Below are 14,406 nucleotides of genomic sequence, written 5' to 3' on the forward strand. Positions count from 1 at the left end.
ACGTTTGCGAACACCATACAACTTTGAACCAAAGAAAAAATCGGTTTTTAAACGCGGTTACCCCCACCAAGGCCCACCAGAGCCAGCACTGCCAGCAGCATCACGGCCACGGCTAGGCCCGCCAGCGCCGCGGCGCCGGGGAGGGCGCCGCCGGTGTGAAGAGCGGCGTCGTAAAGCGCGTTACGGCGGCGCACCCGCCAACCCAGCCAGGCGCAGGCACCCGCGCCGCCCACGAAGGCGCTGAGCTCCGCAATGGTCCACGGCAGCTCACTGCGCAAAACCACCAGAACCACCAGCACGAACGCCAAAAGGCTGCGCTGCCACGACAGCCGGGTGCGCTCCGGCTGCAGCCCTGGGTCATACATTTATGCCCCCGCGCCCACGAGCTGACCTACCAGGATCAGCACGCCGATAAGCAGCACCACCAACACGAGCAGAGGCATCGCGGCATTCGGCGGCAGGGGCTTTTGTTCACGCATCGCGCTTTCCGACGCCGCCCAATGCGCCCACGCCACCGCCGGCAAGACGATGGCGACCACCAGCATGATCACGGAGATGATAAGAGTCAGCGTGCCGTGAATCGGGAGGTCGAAAGCCTGCAGTGCAACGCCGCCTGCGATGAAAGCGAGCGAGGTACGAATCCATGCCAAGAACGTGCGCTCGTTGGCCATGCTGAAACGCGGATCGGGCTCTGTGCCTTTTTCATAGACAAAGCGTGGGAACCGGCCATTAGACTTTTCCATTGCTTTTTATATTTCCTTAACGCACTGCCTCTTGCCACCCGGCAGGGCGCTGCGCCTTAGGCAGCTTTTGCACCACCGCGGCATAAGATTCCTGGACGAGCTCCCGAACTAACTTGGGGTTTATCGAATCCCCGGGATACACGGTGTACCAATGCCGCTTATTCATGTGATACGCAGGGCCGATGTCGGCATAACCAGCCTGCAAAGCGGTGACATCCTCCGGCGGAGCTTTGAGAATGATGGCTTTCTTTCCACCGAAGGGCTTATTCGCAGGCATTGTGGTGGCCAGCATGAACCACTTTTTGCGCACCCGCCAGGCTCGCCAGCCTTCGACGAAGGGATAGGACTCGGCGTCAATGAGTTCTTCCGCCGCATCGCTCGCAGTAGAAATAAGCTCTTTTTCGTTCATACGCCGACCTAAAATCCATCGAATTGAAAACGATATTTCCCCAGCTTAATGCGTAGGACTATCGGACGTCCAAGGCGTGGGCTAAGGTGACTGCTACAGACCTAAGCTAAGCAAAAAATAAAGGGCCAGTCATGAACAAGATTTTCTTTCTGCTCGCCGTGGTTTTGTTAATCGCGGCCATCTACATGTTCTTTAAATCGCGCCAAGCCAAGGCGGCTAGCGCGCAGGAGACGGGCGATACCTTCTCCAAGGATTACTTCGCTGAGGCCAAAGGCCAAAACGAGTTCAATCCAGAAAATCTTGGTCCGGGTGCAATCATCCGTTACGGCGCCACCGACTACGTCGTCCGCGGCACCCTGACCCTAAATGAGGGCCCTTATTACTGGTACGAATACCTGCTCGACGGTGGAGATAACTCCTCCTGGCTGGGAGTCGAGGTCGATGAAGGCCAGCTCAATCTCACCTGGTGGACCTCCCGCAAGGGCGCCGGCGTCACGCCAGATCGCGGCACCGTGGAATTCGAGGGAGTTACATATAGTGAGGACGAGCGCGGCCATGCGCGCTACACCTCCACCGGCACCACCGGCCTGCCAGAGTCCGGCGAGATGCGCTACGTAGATTATTCCGCGGGTGAAAAGCTGCTGGGCTTTGAGGGCTGGGCCAACAATGACAGCTGGGAGGTATCCACCGGCCGCACCATGCTGCCGGGTGAGTTCACCGTGTACCCAGCTCCGAAGGCATAGGCCGCAGTGGAGGTTCTAGATTGCCCCAGCGCGGACGTCAGTGCCGCTGACTTGGGGCTGCGCTTAAACGGCCCGCGCCCGCAGGCGTTAAGCACGACCATGCTTCACGGTTCCGACAGCCTGCGGCTTGAGCTGGATATCATCGGCGCTTCGCATACTGCCAGCGTTTATCGCGGCAAGACGCTACTCTTCCGCGAGGAGATCTCCTGCCACTGTGAGGGTCCGCTGCCGCAGGCCTACGGTGAGATGATGGGTTACGAGCTGAAGACGGACGTCGCCAAGCATGGGGCGGATGGCTTCGCCGCAGAATTTCAACGGGTATCGGGCACGGATTGGCACTCTGCGCAATTTCCCGGGCAGGGTGATTACCACGTCACCGCCCTCAAGGGCACCGCACCCGAAGGCTGCGCAGGCTTCGAGTGGGAAACGGTACATATGTACCCTGCAGAAGAAATAATCGTGAAGACTACAAGTAGGTGGGTTCCATGAACTATGACAAAGGCTGGAAATGGTCACTGGTCTTCGCCGTACTTTTCGCAGTAATTGGCGGTCTGACTTCACCCGGCGTTACTGGCGCTCCCATCAGGTCAGGCACCTGTCAGGCAAACAATGTTCAGGCAGAGGCCAACCGCCTTGCAGCAGAGCATAAGCCGAAGGCGCGCCAATTCGATCCCGCAACGGGCACAGAGTACCTGCGCTACCGCAAGCAGATTGTCAAGGTCGAGCCCACTGGCCCGCAGAACTGTTCAGTGCGCGTGGAAAACCTCGATCACTTCCACGACGGCACCTATATCTTCTTAGGTCCCGGTTTTAGTCCCTCCTCCCCTTCCCGTTCTTCCGGCGGCTCCTCCGGCTCTTCCGGCGGCGTGAAATAGAAAGGCTTTAGTTCATGCTCGATTCAATCCTGGCCACCTTTGCTTATTTCGGTATTGCAGCGGTGCTGCTACTTGCCGGCTTCGTAGTTCTGGATCTGCTCACCCCGGGCAAGCTTTACCGCGCTGTCTTCGTTGATCATCACGTCAACGCTGCGGTCATCGCTTCCGCCCAGCAGATTGCCCTGGGAGCGGTGCTGGTTACCGCCATCGTGCACTCTTTTGACCTGCTAGAAACCGCTGTCTACGGCCTAGTCGGCATCGTGCTGCAGGCACTAGCGTTGGTCATTTTGGAGGCGCTTATCCCCGGCCGTTTCCGGGATCTGGTGGAAGATACCAAGCCCCGCGCGGGCGCCTTCTGCGCGAGCGTCATCCTCATCGTCATCGGCGCAATTAATGCCGCATGTCTGACCTAAACGCTTCCCCCACCGCAGATTCCCTGGTCCGCTCGCGCGCCTGGCGGGTAGCTCTGCTTATCTCCGTCTGTATCTGCGCAGCTTCGGGCTTGGTCTACGAGCTGGCCTTGCTGACGCTGTCCACGAGCCTCAACGGCGGCGGCATCGTAGAGACCTCACTGATCGTGGCAGGTTACGTCGCCTCCTTGGGTTTGGGCGCGTTAATGGCCAAGCCATTCTTGTCGTGGCCGGCGAGTTCTTTCCTCATCGTCGAAACTCTGCTCGGCCTGTGCGGCGGCGTGAGCGCCGTGGTGCTCTACATGGTCTTCGCGCTTGTGGGCCAATCCACCCTCATTTTGGTCGTAGCGACGCTGCTCATTGGCATTTTGGTGGGTATGGAAGTGCCACTGCTTATGACGCTGATTCAGCGCGGGCGTACCTCGAATGCTGAGGATTCCGGCTCGGTGGTAGCCAACCTCAACTTCGCGGATTACGTCGGCGGCCTGCTGGGCGGTTTGGCATGGCCATTTGTCTTGCTGCCGTGGCTGGGCATGATTCGTGGCACCGCTGCGGCCGGCTTGGTCAACCTTGTGGCCGCACTCGTGGTCGCACTACTTCTGCTGCGCACGGTGCTCTCCGGCAAGCAGCTTCTAATGCATGTCCTCGCGCTGCTGGGCGCTATCGCCTTGCTGCTCACTCTCATCATCCGCAGCGAATCCATAGTGGTAACCGCCCGGCAATCGCTCTACGATGATCCTGTCATTTACGCCCATACCTCGGATTACCAGGACATCGTGGTGACCAAACGCGGCAAGGATTCGCGCCTCTATCTCAACGGCGGCCTGCAATATTCCTCCCGCGATGAGTATCGCTACACCGAGTCCCTGGTCTATCCCGTGCTGCCTGCCGAGCCAGGCGGGCGAGTGCTCGTCATTGGCGGCGGCGATGGCTTAGCCGCGCGCGAGCTGCTCAAGATGGACTTTAAGCTCACCCAGGTCGAGCTCGATCCCGAGGTGGTGAACGTGGCCAACACGGTCCTGCGCGAGGACAACGGCGGTGCCATGGAAGATCCACGCGTGCGGATCCTCAACGAGGACGCGTTTACCTGGCTGCGATCGGGCGGGGATCACACGCTTTACGACGCCGTCCTCATCGATCTACCCGACCCCGACTCCGCCGCCATGGCCCGCCTTTACTCGGAAGAGTTCTACTCCATGGCGCACAAGATGCTCGCTCCCGGCGGCAAGATGGTCGTGCAGGCAACCAGCGCCTTTAGTACTCCCGATGTGTTCTGGCGTATCGATTCCACACTGCGTTCCGCCGGCTGCCCCACCGTGCCTTATCACGTGCACGTGCCCACCTTTGGTGACTGGGGCTTTGTAGCCTGCGCAGAGGAAATCTCCGTGCCCAGCTACGCTCCCCCGCTGCGCTACCTCGATGATGCGACTCTTGAGGCCGCGCAATCTTTCGGTTTAGATAACCAGCCGCGCAACCTGCCGGCCTCCACGCTCGATCATCCTTATGTGGTCGATGACCTGCGCCGCGGATACCGCCAGGCAGGGGACTAAGAAGCCTAAGACCCAGCCTCGGAGAACTTCTCCAAGGCGATGGGGCTGCCAGCAATCACGATGAGATCCGTCGGGTTCAATTGCTGGCCTTTCTCAACAGGCATCCAGTAGCCATAGTCCTTGCGCACTGAGACCAGCTGCACGCGATGTTTTTCCCACGTTTTCTGCGGATCTAGTGGGGTTTGCACCAAGTGCGCGGGCGGGGTGAGCTTGGTAACGCCATAGTCCTCGGCGATTTCGGCGAAATCTTCGAACTTGCCGCCGAGCAAGTGTGCAATGCGGCGGCCAGTGTCGCGTTCTGGGCGGATTACGTGGTGTACGCCCAGCTGCAGCAGGATGCGTGCATGCGCGTCGGAGTCCGCCTTCGCCCAAATGTCCTTTACGCCGAGTTCCACCAGATTTGAGGCGGTCAAAATGGAGTCCTCTAGGTGCGAGCCGATGGCCAGCACCACGCGGTCCACCTCGTCGATGCCCAGCTGATGCAAGACCTCGGCGTCGGTTGTATCAGCTTGTACTACCTCGGTGAGAACCGGCGAATAATCGCGCACGAACTTCTCGCAATTGTCGATGCCAAGCACCTCGACGCCATGATCCATAAGCTCACGTGCCAGGGAAAAACCGAAGCGCCCCAAGCCGATGACCACCACTGCGGGGATGTCGATGGATTGATTTTCGCGGCGCAGCGCGCCGAAGATATTAGCCAATGAACGGCCTTTCTACTGGGTAGCGATAGTGACGAGTTACCGTGCGCGCGGCCAAAGCGGCCACCAACGTGGTCGGCCCAACGCGACCAAGGTACATGATGAAGCACAAAATAATCTGGGAAGGCGCGGTCAGGCTGGCCGTAATACCTGTGGACAGGCCAACGGTGGCGAAAGCCGAGAGCACCTCGAAGGTGATCTGATCGGTGGAGAATTGCGGGTTCAAAACCACCAGGCTTCCAACTCCGAACATCACCACTGCCGCACCGGCCACAGTCAGGGCGAGCGCCTGGCGCGTAATCGAATACGGCAAACGGCGCTTACCGATGGTGGTGTCCTCACGGCCCAGGAACTCCGCCGCCATCGCCGCAACGAGCACGCAGGTGGTGGTCACCTTCACGCCGCCGGCCGTACCGGCGGATCCGCCGCCGATGAACATCAAGATGTCCGAGGCCATCAAGGTAATGGAATGCACATGCCCGTAGTCGATAGCATTAAAGCCCGCGGTACGCGGCGAAGCACTCATGAAGAAGCTATTGAGCAGCTTGGTGCCAAACGGCATATCTGCCAGCACGCCGGACCACTCGGCCACCAAGAAAAACGTCATGCCGCCGAAGAGCAAAATGGCAGTTCCCACCAGCGTCATCCGCGCGGTAATGGACATGTGGTGCACGCGCGGCGCACGCCCTCGCAGGGCGAGCTTGATCCGGCCGCGGATACGGCGCACTATCTCCGCCAACATGGGATAGCCCAAGCCACCCACGATGAGCGCAAAGGCCACCGGCAGCAGAATCCACGCATCGGTATTAAAACCAATCATATTGTCCGAGTACGTACTAAAACCCGCGTTGTTAAATGCCGAAATCGCGTGGAAGACACCCTCCCACATCGCGCGCAGCACCGGGACGCCATGTGCGAAATGCAGGCGTAGGGCCAAGAGGACAGCAACTGCAGCCTCACAAACGAGGGTGACGAGAAAGGTAAGCAAGAGGGTACGGCGAATGCCGCCGGCTACGGGGCGGCCCTCGGCGGCCGTCGAGCGCCGCGCCTTCAAGCTGATGCGTCCGGTTAAAAGCATGCCGGACAAGGAAGCAAGCGACATGATTCCCAAGCCGCCGAGCTGGATGAGGGTGATAATTACCACTTGGCCGAAGGGAGTCCAGTACGTGCCGGTATCTTCAACGATAAGACCGGTCAGAGAGACAGCGGAAGTCGCTGTGAAGAAAGCGTGCAAGGGAGGCGTCCACTGCGATCCTTCGGTAGAAAAAGGCAGCATCAGCAGGAATGCCCCCAGCATGATGAGCAGAAAAAAGCCCAAAGCTGTCACGCGTGCAGGACCAAAGATGCGGCTTCGGTTCTGCAAAGATCTTCGTTTCACAAATAGGGATAATAGACCTGTTAGGGCGATTTACCATTTTATAAGTGAGTCATTTTTCTTGAAGGCTCGGCACATCGCGGGTACACAGGGGACATGAGTACTTTTGCACTTGAGAACCCAAACACTGGCGTCTCCGAGGAGACCTTCGACCGCATCAATGACTCTGACCGTGACGCGATCCTGGACCGCTCCACGGAAGCCTTCAAGAGCTGGTCCCGCACCTCAATCGAGGAGCGTGCAGCCATCCTCTTCCGCACTGCAGAACTCTATGAAGAAAATGCAGACAAGCTAGCCGAGCACATCGGCCGTGAGATGGGTAAGCTCACGCGCTGGGCAAAGGGCGAGATTCAAATCGTCGCTGACATCTACCGCTGGTACGCCGAGCACGCTCACGAGCTGCTCGCGCCCGAGTACTTGGCGGCCCAGGGCGCGCAAAAGACTGTTGTTCAAAAGGAGCCGCTCGGCCCGCTGCTGGGCGTTATGCCATGGAACTTCCCGTACTACCAGGTTGCCCGCTTCGCGGCGCCGAACCTTTTGCTGGGTAACACCATCGTGCTCAAGCACGCTTCCATCTGCCCGCTGTCTTCCCAGGCCTGCCAGGATCTCCTGGAAGAGGCAGGTCTGCCGAAGGACGCTTTCATCAACATCTACGCTTCCGGCTCCCAGATGGATGCCTTCGTGGCGGACAAGCGCATCAAGGGCGTTTCCCTCACCGGCTCTGAAGCAGCCGGCGCTGCGGTGGCAAAGACCGCGGGTGAGAATTACAAGAAGTCCGTGCTGGAGCTCGGCGGCAACGACCCGTTCATCATCATCGATGACAAGAAGCTCGAGTGGACCCTCGATCAGTTCGTACCAATCCGCATGTACAACACCGGCCAGGCCTGCAACGCCCCAAAGCGCCTGATTGTGTTGGAGGATTTCTACGATCGCACCCTCGACTACCTGGTAGAAAAGATCGGCAACCTCAAGGTCGGCCCATACGACGACAAGAATGCCGACATCGGCCCACTGTCCTCCATCGGTGCCCGCGACGAAATCATCGAGCGCCTCGACAAGGCTGTTGCCGATGGCACCGCCACCGTCCGTGTGGGTGGCAAGAAGGTAGACCGCGACGGCGCCTACATGGAGCCAACGCTGCTTAGCGACGTCGATCCTTCCGCCGAGATCGCCTGCAACGAGATCTTCGGCCCAGTCGCAGTCATCTACAAGGCAAAGGACATCGACGAGGCCATCGCGATTGCCAACAACTCTGACTATGGCCTCTCCAGCTCCGTGTGGGGTTCCGACCTCGACAAGGCCTTCGAGGTGGCGCAGCAGCTTAACGACGGCATGACCTTCGTCAACGAGGCTTCCGTCACCGCTGCCGGCCTCCCGTTCGGCGGCATTAACCGCTCCGGCTATGGCCGCGAGCTCGAGCGCTGGGGCGTGGGTGAGTTCGTCAACGAGCACCTCTACCGCGTCAGCGGCCAGGACGACGCGGGCCTCTCCCCGGCGATGTAAGTACACGAGCCCGCTCTTCCGGAGCCGCACCCCCCCGTCCTGCCAGCTCATCACTGGTGGGGCGGGGCTTCGTCTTTTACTGTGTCCACACATGGTGAGGTCACCATCTAGCAGCAACCACGGTGCAGCACAAGGACGCCCCTAAGACCGATAAAGAGTCCAAGCGCAGCATCCCACGCAAAACATGCAAACGCTCCCGGAGGCAGTGCGATTGAACTAGCCTGCGGGAGCGTTTGAAGGTTTTAGAAGCTCTTACTTCTGCAGACCTTCAGCGATTGCCTCGAAGATGCCGCCGAGGATTTCGAGAACGGTGGATGCGATTTCCATGATGGAGTCCTAACTGTAAAAGGGTCATTAACAAGTGGATTTGGGCTGTGCCTGAATCCAGTTAGGACCATACTTCCGTTAGCGTAGGTTAGCTAGCCCTAACCACGCTTGGACCACCGGAAATGGCCCAAATTTAGCTTTATATTCAGGCGAAATATACTTTAGTATCCTCCTTCGCGCGTGCCCAATGCACGAGGTTTTAATTGAGCTCAATGATGGTACAAATAAAGTGTGCATAAATAAGAGTTTTAACTATGAAAGTAGATGCCTATGGCTATTTTCCAGGTCGGCGATCCAGCATCGATGAGCACCGCTGACACCGATAGCCGCATTGCGACGTTGATCGTTGATGACGATCCCCTCGTACGCTCGTCGCTGAAGACCTACTTCTCATACACTGCCGACATTCACGTCGTCGCCGAGGCCAGCACCGGCGTCGAAGCCCTTTCGCTTCTCGACCAAATCGACATCGATGTCATCATCGCCGATATTCACATGCCCGAGATGGACGGAATAACGCTCTTGCGCGAGGCCAAGAAGCGGCCCACCCCACCAGCATTCGTAGCAATAACCGCTTTAGACACTGACAAAACAATGATCGAGGTCTTAACCAACGGAGGGGCCGGCTACGTTGTAAAAAGCAGCAAGCCAGCCACAATGTATGCCGCTGTGCGCGAGGCGGTAAACGGTGGCACAGCCGTATCGCCGCACGCACTAACCCGCCTGGTTGACTACCTTCCCCAATCCGATTCCCATACAGAGGGCGATAACGACAAAGAATCCAGCGTTATCGAGTTCAATGAGAAGTACGCCTTACTCACCGATACTGAGAAGCAAATCTTGAGCCACATCTGCGAAGGGCGCTCAAACGCAGAGATCGCCAAGTCGATGCACTACGCACAATCGACCGTTAAGAAGCAGATTTCCCACCTAATGTCCGTCTTCGCGGTGAGCTCCAGGCTCAGCTTGGCAATAACCGCACTGCCCCACATCGGGGTCTAAGTAAAAAGTCTCGAGACAGCGAGTAAACGATGTCTCGAGACTTCTCAAGTGGCGGAGACGAGAGGATTTGAACCTCCGGACCTGCGCAAGCAAGTCAACTCCTTAGCAGGGAGCCCCATTCGGCCGCTCTGGCACGTCTCCAGCGATTCGCAATGAATCTTCGCTTACTTTACCCGAGCCCCTCCACGCGTGCCAAACAGCCCCCTCACTACCGTCTAACTGCTTAGGTTTTAGCGGCGATTAAGCGCCGCATGCAGCTTCAATGCCACATACAAAGCGGCACAGCGCCAGCCATCTTCGAGGGCAGCCGAGCCCAGAATCTCACGGACGCGGTCTAGGCGATAATGCAAAGTAGCACGGTGAATATAGAGTGCGGCGGCTGTGTCATTGACGTTGCGGGAATACTCGAAATAACAAAGCAGACTTTCCCAGTAGCTTTTGCGCTCGGCGTCTAAAAGCAGTGCGGCATCGGGGCTCAGCGCGCGCACGGTAGCCGGACTCAGATCCCATCCCAACAGCGCGCGCCAGGCGCCAGCCGCAGCCCAGTCCATCGCAGGTTGCCCGGTTAGCCGCGCCACGTCGGCCATGAAACGAGCCCGACGCGCAGTGGGAGCACTGCCCCGCGCACCAATCTGCGTTCCCGCCGTAAGGGCCGCGGAAGCAACCTCCTCAATCAGCGTTTTCGTGTCTTGCTCGTCGCGCGGGGATTCCACAATGATGAGCGAATCATGCAAGTCCAGGGCCAGAAACGGACGCCGCCGCAGCGGACGGGCGAGTTCCATCGTCAGCTGGACTAAATCACCGTCTACGTCGATACGGTGAATGAGCACTTCCCCATCACGCGGCAAAAGGTCGCGCTCGCGGGCTATAGCCAGCGCACTTTCATCACCCGCAACGATGTCACGGGTTAAGTCACCAAGCTGCTGCGCACGAGTGGCCAGGTAAGCATCGCGCTCGTCTACCAACTTGGTCAGCGTGCTCAGTTGCGGGGAAACGGAGGCAAGAGCGGCGTCGGAAAGCGCGTGCTCATCAATGATCCACACGTGCCCTACCAGGTCAGGACCGTGGCGCAACGGAATAACCACGCGCGGGAGCATGTCATATTCCGCATTCGCCGGCAGGCGCACCGGGGCAGAAGATTCCTGAATGCCATAACTGAGCATCCACGGGATCGGCTCCGGCGGCGGGGTGCGCTCCAGAATCGAGGCCACGCGGTGACTATCCACGGCGCCCAACTGCGCGCTTGCCGCAATCACGTTGATAGAGGGAGTGGTTACCTCCACCGAGCATTGCAACTGCCGCGCGATGTCATCGGCTAACTCTTGAATCCGTGCCAGGTTCGGCGCCGTCAGTTTCGACATATGTCAAAGATAGTTCTCTATTTTGACTAATGACAACAAAAATGTGACCTACGATAATCGAAAAAGCACGTTTTATCGCTATCAAAAGAAAGGACTCGCAATGCAGACTACTGTCGGCGAATTTATCCTTGATCGCTTGAAGGCCATCGGCATCACCGAAATCATCGGTGTCCCGGGCGATTTCAACTTGAGCTTCCTCGAGCAGATCGACGAAGACAAGGACATCCGTTTCGTCGGCGCCTGCAATGAGCTGAACGCGGCCTATGCCGCTGATGGCTACGCCCGCCAGCGCGGCGTCGGCTGTCTGCTCACCACCTACGGCGTGGGCGAGCTTTCTGCGCTCAACGGCATCGCGGGTGCTCGCGCGGAGCACGTTCCGATGGTCTCCATCGCTGGCGCACCGCCGCAGTACGCCACCGAGTTCGGTTGGAACCTGCACCACTCGCTTGCCGACGGCGACTTTGCCAACATGCTCGACGCCATCGCACCGTTTACCGAGGTAGCCACCCGCGTTTCCCCGATGAACGTGGTCGAGGAATTCGACCGCGCCCTGCACACCTGCCTGCGCGAGAAGCGCCCGGTGCACATCCAGATCCCTTCCGATATCACGCACCTGACCATCGAGGTCCCGGATACCCCGTTCAGCACCGAGCTGGCTACCTCCGACCAGGAGCGCCTCAACGCCGCCGCCGATCGGGTGATCGAGGCGCTGGCTGCGGCCAAGGATCCCATCTTCCTGATCGACCAAGACACCGATCGCCACGGTTTTACCGAGAAGTTCCGCGCCATCATCGACAAAGCCCAGCTGCCGTACTCCCAGCTTTCTTCCGGCAAGGCCATCCTGTCCGAGCGCGACCCGCTGTTCATCGGCACCTACAACGGCGCCGCTTCCGCCCCGGGCGTACAGGAGCGCATCGAAAACTCCGACTTCCTGGTCACCACCAACCCACGCTTCATCGAGGTCAACTCCGGTTCCTTCACCCACGATCTGGATAAGGCGCACGTGTTTAACTTCGGCGATCAGCACCTCAACGCTGACGGCGAGTACTTCGTGGGCATCAATACACTGGAGCTTCTCGACGTCCTCGTCGAGCGCATCCCAGCCAAGGAAGCCGCCGCGGGCGAGAAGTTTGAGCTGCTGGCCTTCGAGCCAGACGAGTCAGCACCGCTGACCCAGGAGCGCATCTGGAACCAGATGGTTCACTTCCTCAAGGAAGACGACGTGGTCATCACCGAGGCTGGTACTTCCAACATCGGCCTGGGCCCGCTGCGTATGCCGGAGGGCGTGCAGTACATCAACTCCACCATCTGGGGCTCCATCGGTTTTACCCTGCCTGCCGTGCTCGGATCCCAACTGGCTAACCCGGAGCGCCGCCACGTGCTCTTCATTGGCGATGGTTCCTTCCAGCTAACAGCCCAGGAGCTTTCTACCATCCTGCGCCAGGAGCTCAAGCCCATCATCGTGCTGGTCAACAACGATGGCTACACCATTGAGCGCTACATCCTGGGCATGGAGCAGGAGTACAACGCCATCCAGAACTGGAACTACAACGAGCTGCCGAAGGTCTTCAAGGCAGATACCACCATGGAGTCTTATGCAGCGAAGACCGAGGGCGAGCTGGCTAAGGCGCTCGCGGACATTTCTGAGCACCCGGAGCGCGGCGCCTTCCTTGAGGTTCAGCTCGACGCATTTGATGCACCGAAGGGCCTGCAGGCGTTCGGCCCGCTCACGGCCGAGTTTGACTACGGCCCTCGCGGTCCGCGCAACCCGGAAACCTCTTCCCAGGGCTAAGGTGGTTGCCATGATTCGATGCGATCTTTCCTCCCTGCCCGTCTATGTTCCTGGTGCCCGCAACGAGACTGCTTTGAAGCTGTCTTCCAATGAGGCCACCCAGCCTCCGCTTCCGGAGGCGCTCAAGGCCATGGAGGCCGCGGCTGGCGACGCCAATCGTTACCCAGACATGGGCGTCGTCGAGCTGCGCACTGCACTCGCAGAGCACCTTGGTATGACCCTCGATGAGGTGGCCGTGGGAACGGGTTCTTCTGCCATCTGCCAGCAGCTGGTACAAATCACCTGCCAGCCTGGCGATGAAGTGGTTTTCCCGTGGCGTTCCTTCGAGGCCTATCCAATCTTCGCCCACGTGGTTGGCGCGACGCCGGTTCCGGTCCCACTGAATGAGGAGCACCGCCTGGACTTGCCGGCGATGGCCAAGGCCGTGACGGAAAAGACCAAGGTTATCTTCGTATGCAATCCGAATAACCCCACCGGTTCGATCATCACTCGCGCGGAATTCGACGAGTTCCTGGCGGCCGTGCCGGATGACATCATCGTGGCATTGGACGAGGCTTACATCGAGTACAACCGCAACGACTCCCTGCCGCTGGCCACCGACTACGTCAAGACGCACCGCAACGTCGTGGGCCTGCGCACTTTCTCCAAGGCCTACGGCCTAGCCGGCGTGCGCGTGGGCTATGCCTTCGGCGACAAAGAGATCATTGAGGCGCTGAACAAGGTAGCCATCCCGTTCTCCGTGAACACGGTGGCTCAGGTCGGCGCCCTGCACTCTCTGGCGGCACAGGATTCCTTGCGTGAGCGCACCGACGAGACGGTTCGCCAACGCGAGCGCGTCACTGAGCACTTTGCTAAGTTCGGCGTTCCTTCTTCCGAGACCAACCACATCTGGTTCCCGGCAGCAAACATCACCGAACTGGGCACCCCACAAGAAGTCGCTGCCAAGCTCGCCGAAAACGGCGTGCTGGTTCGCGCCTTCGACGAAGGCGTACGCATCTCCATCACCACCGTCGAGGAGACCGATGTACTCCTCAAGGCGTGGGAGGCTGCTTTCGGCGCCTAAAACGACAACGCGGGTAAAAGATCACAAAAGGGGTTGCCACCAAAGCAGCACCCCCTTTTAGCGAAGCGATATATCGCAAGCCGCGATATACTCCTATTCCTCGTCGTATTCGTAAGGCATCTTGTGCTTATCCGGATGCGGGACAACCATAAGCGCCATCAGCAGGCCAGCTCGGTCCTTTTCAATGATGAATCGGCTCAATGCCGCTGCGTCCGCGTCCCTAGGCAGTGGGTTGCCACCAAAGTTTGTTCCAATCTCACTTGATGAAGGGCTTGCAGCGTCATATATAGCAAGGTCATCAAAGCTCATGACTTTTTCAATGACATCCTGAAGCTGCTCACTAGTCAGTGCGTCGTCATCGTAGCCGGTATCTTGGACGATGTAGACAAGATTGACCCAATCATCATCGGCTCTGAACCAATCAATGACAGCGTCGTAGACTTCATCGGCAGTGAGAATCTTGCGCGGTTTATCGGGCAACATGGACCTTATAGCTTTCGGCTCCCGAAGACACTTCAAACGGGACTCATTGATGAATGAAACACGTAAACT

Annotated in this window: 16 protein-coding genes and 1 tRNA gene; 9 read left to right on the plus strand and 8 right to left on the minus strand. The window is 58.7% G+C overall.

Annotated features, from left to right (window positions below; all coding sequences use genetic code 11):
* Window positions 1–47 precede the first annotated feature (47 nt).
* The 3 genes from WM42_RS05890 to WM42_RS05900 are packed head-to-tail and all read right to left on the minus strand — an operon-like array spanning window position 48 to window position 1,152.
* Complete coding sequence (locus WM42_RS05890; RefSeq protein ID WP_062036242.1) at window positions 48–365, minus strand: DUF202 domain-containing protein; 318 nt, start codon at window positions 363–365, stop codon at window positions 48–50.
* On the minus strand, window positions 366–743 hold the full coding sequence (locus WM42_RS13210) for a YidH family protein (RefSeq protein ID WP_062036243.1): 378 nt from the start codon (window positions 741–743) through the stop codon (window positions 366–368).
* A gap of 16 nt (window positions 744–759) precedes the next feature.
* Window positions 760–1,152: an MmcQ/YjbR family DNA-binding protein gene (locus WM42_RS05900; protein ID WP_062036244.1), complete on the minus strand. Its 393-nt coding sequence runs from the start codon at window positions 1,150–1,152 to the stop codon at window positions 760–762.
* A 131-nt stretch (window positions 1,153–1,283) separates the two neighbouring features.
* Between WM42_RS05900 and WM42_RS05905 the strand changes: the two genes are divergently transcribed.
* Genes WM42_RS05905 through WM42_RS05925 form a run of 5 tightly spaced genes read left to right on the plus strand, consistent with a single transcriptional unit; the run spans window position 1,284 to window position 4,730 of the window.
* Window positions 1,284–1,895, plus strand: a complete 612-nt coding sequence (locus tag WM42_RS05905) for a DUF4178 domain-containing protein (protein WP_062036246.1) — start codon at window positions 1,284–1,286, stop codon at window positions 1,893–1,895.
* 6 nt (window positions 1,896–1,901) lie between these two features.
* Window positions 1,902–2,384 carry a DUF2617 family protein gene (locus WM42_RS05910; protein WP_062036248.1) on the plus strand — a complete coding sequence of 161 codons (483 nt, stop codon included), beginning with the start codon at window positions 1,902–1,904 and terminating at the stop codon, window positions 2,382–2,384.
* Window positions 2,381–2,770 (plus strand): DUF4247 domain-containing protein, encoded by a 390-nt coding sequence (locus tag WM42_RS05915; RefSeq protein ID WP_061920038.1) that lies wholly within the window; start codon window positions 2,381–2,383, stop codon window positions 2,768–2,770. Before WM42_RS05910 ends, WM42_RS05915 begins: the two co-directional genes overlap by 4 nt.
* A gap of 14 nt (window positions 2,771–2,784) precedes the next feature.
* Window positions 2,785–3,183, plus strand: coding sequence for a DUF350 domain-containing protein (locus WM42_RS05920; protein ID WP_062036250.1), 399 nt, complete (start codon window positions 2,785–2,787; stop codon window positions 3,181–3,183).
* Entirely contained in the window at window positions 3,171–4,730 is a 1,560-nt protein-coding gene (locus WM42_RS05925; RefSeq protein ID WP_062036252.1) for a polyamine aminopropyltransferase, read from the plus strand. The genes WM42_RS05920 and WM42_RS05925 overlap by 13 nt, the downstream gene beginning before the upstream one ends.
* A 5-nt stretch (window positions 4,731–4,735) precedes the next feature.
* Here WM42_RS05925 and WM42_RS05930 read toward each other — a convergent pair whose 3' ends face one another.
* Together WM42_RS05930 and WM42_RS05935 are read right to left on the minus strand one after the other, a co-directional pair.
* Window positions 4,736–5,434, minus strand: coding sequence for a potassium channel family protein (locus WM42_RS05930; protein ID WP_201040617.1), 699 nt, complete (start codon window positions 5,432–5,434; stop codon window positions 4,736–4,738).
* A complete protein-coding gene (locus WM42_RS05935) occupies window positions 5,427–6,728 on the minus strand; it encodes a TrkH family potassium uptake protein (protein ID WP_235590983.1) in 1,302 nt (433 codons plus the stop codon). Before WM42_RS05935 ends, WM42_RS05930 begins: the two co-directional genes overlap by 8 nt.
* 174 nt (window positions 6,729–6,902) lie before the next feature.
* On the opposite strand from WM42_RS05935, the gene WM42_RS05940 reads away from it, so the two are divergent.
* Both WM42_RS05940 and WM42_RS05945 read left to right on the plus strand, forming a co-directional pair.
* On the plus strand, window positions 6,903–8,309 hold the full coding sequence (locus WM42_RS05940) for an NAD-dependent succinate-semialdehyde dehydrogenase (protein ID WP_062036254.1): 1,407 nt from the start codon (window positions 6,903–6,905) through the stop codon (window positions 8,307–8,309).
* Window positions 8,310–8,906: 597 nt separating this feature from the next.
* The gene (locus WM42_RS05945; protein ID WP_235591330.1) at window positions 8,907–9,638 is read left to right on the plus strand and encodes a response regulator; all 732 of its coding nucleotides are present in this window, start codon (window positions 8,907–8,909) and stop codon (window positions 9,636–9,638) included.
* Between the two features lie 49 nt (window positions 9,639–9,687).
* Here the strand turns inward: WM42_RS05945 and WM42_RS05950 are convergent.
* Both WM42_RS05950 and WM42_RS05955 read right to left on the minus strand, forming a co-directional pair.
* Window positions 9,688–9,779, minus strand: a tRNA-Ser gene (locus WM42_RS05950).
* 89 nt (window positions 9,780–9,868) lie between these two features.
* On the minus strand, window positions 9,869–10,999 hold the full coding sequence (locus WM42_RS05955; protein ID WP_061920029.1) for a PucR family transcriptional regulator: 1,131 nt from the start codon (window positions 10,997–10,999) through the stop codon (window positions 9,869–9,871).
* A 100-nt stretch (window positions 11,000–11,099) separates the two neighbouring features.
* Here WM42_RS05955 and WM42_RS05960 point away from each other — a divergent pair, with 100 nt between their 5' ends.
* Complete coding sequence (locus WM42_RS05960; protein WP_062036256.1) at window positions 11,100–12,791, plus strand: alpha-keto acid decarboxylase family protein; 1,692 nt, start codon at window positions 11,100–11,102, stop codon at window positions 12,789–12,791.
* A 10-nt stretch (window positions 12,792–12,801) separates the two neighbouring features.
* Entirely contained in the window at window positions 12,802–13,854 is a 1,053-nt protein-coding gene (gene hisC, locus WM42_RS05965) for a histidinol-phosphate transaminase (protein ID WP_062036258.1), read from the plus strand.
* Between the two features lie 93 nt (window positions 13,855–13,947).
* Here hisC and WM42_RS05970 read toward each other — a convergent pair whose 3' ends face one another.
* On the minus strand, window positions 13,948–14,337 hold the full coding sequence (locus WM42_RS05970) for a hypothetical protein (RefSeq protein ID WP_062036260.1): 390 nt from the start codon (window positions 14,335–14,337) through the stop codon (window positions 13,948–13,950).
* Between the last annotated feature and the right edge of the window lie 69 nt (window positions 14,338–14,406).

This window comes from Corynebacterium simulans (assembly GCF_001586215.1).
GTDB classification, from domain to species: Bacteria; Actinomycetota; Actinomycetes; order Mycobacteriales; family Mycobacteriaceae; genus Corynebacterium; species Corynebacterium simulans.

Coding starts and splice junctions, on each gene's coding strand:
- WM42_RS05890 (WP_062036242.1), bottom strand. CDS start 365: ATGTATGACCCAGGGCTGCAGCCGGAGCGCACCCGGCTGTCGTGGCAG.
- WM42_RS13210 (WP_062036243.1), bottom strand. CDS start 743: ATGGAAAAGTCTAATGGCCGGTTCCCACGCTTTGTCTATGAAAAAGGC.
- WM42_RS05900 (WP_062036244.1), bottom strand. CDS start 1,152: ATGAACGAAAAAGAGCTTATTTCTACTGCGAGCGATGCGGCGGAAGAA.
- WM42_RS05905 (WP_062036246.1), top strand. CDS start 1,284: ATGAACAAGATTTTCTTTCTGCTCGCCGTGGTTTTGTTAATCGCGGCC.
- WM42_RS05915 (WP_061920038.1), top strand. CDS start 2,381: ATGAACTATGACAAAGGCTGGAAATGGTCACTGGTCTTCGCCGTACTT.
- WM42_RS05920 (WP_062036250.1), top strand. CDS start 2,785: ATGCTCGATTCAATCCTGGCCACCTTTGCTTATTTCGGTATTGCAGCG.
- WM42_RS05925 (WP_062036252.1), top strand. CDS start 3,171: ATGTCTGACCTAAACGCTTCCCCCACCGCAGATTCCCTGGTCCGCTCG.
- WM42_RS05935 (WP_235590983.1), bottom strand. CDS start 6,728: ATGCTGGGGGCATTCCTGCTGATGCTGCCTTTTTCTACCGAAGGATCG.
- WM42_RS05940 (WP_062036254.1), top strand. CDS start 6,903: ATGAGTACTTTTGCACTTGAGAACCCAAACACTGGCGTCTCCGAGGAG.
- WM42_RS05945 (WP_235591330.1), top strand. CDS start 8,907: ATGGCTATTTTCCAGGTCGGCGATCCAGCATCGATGAGCACCGCTGAC.
- WM42_RS05955 (WP_061920029.1), bottom strand. CDS start 10,999: ATGTCGAAACTGACGGCGCCGAACCTGGCACGGATTCAAGAGTTAGCC.
- WM42_RS05960 (WP_062036256.1), top strand. CDS start 11,100: ATGCAGACTACTGTCGGCGAATTTATCCTTGATCGCTTGAAGGCCATC.
- hisC (WP_062036258.1), top strand. CDS start 12,802: ATGATTCGATGCGATCTTTCCTCCCTGCCCGTCTATGTTCCTGGTGCC.
- WM42_RS05970 (WP_062036260.1), bottom strand. CDS start 14,337: ATGTTGCCCGATAAACCGCGCAAGATTCTCACTGCCGATGAAGTCTAC.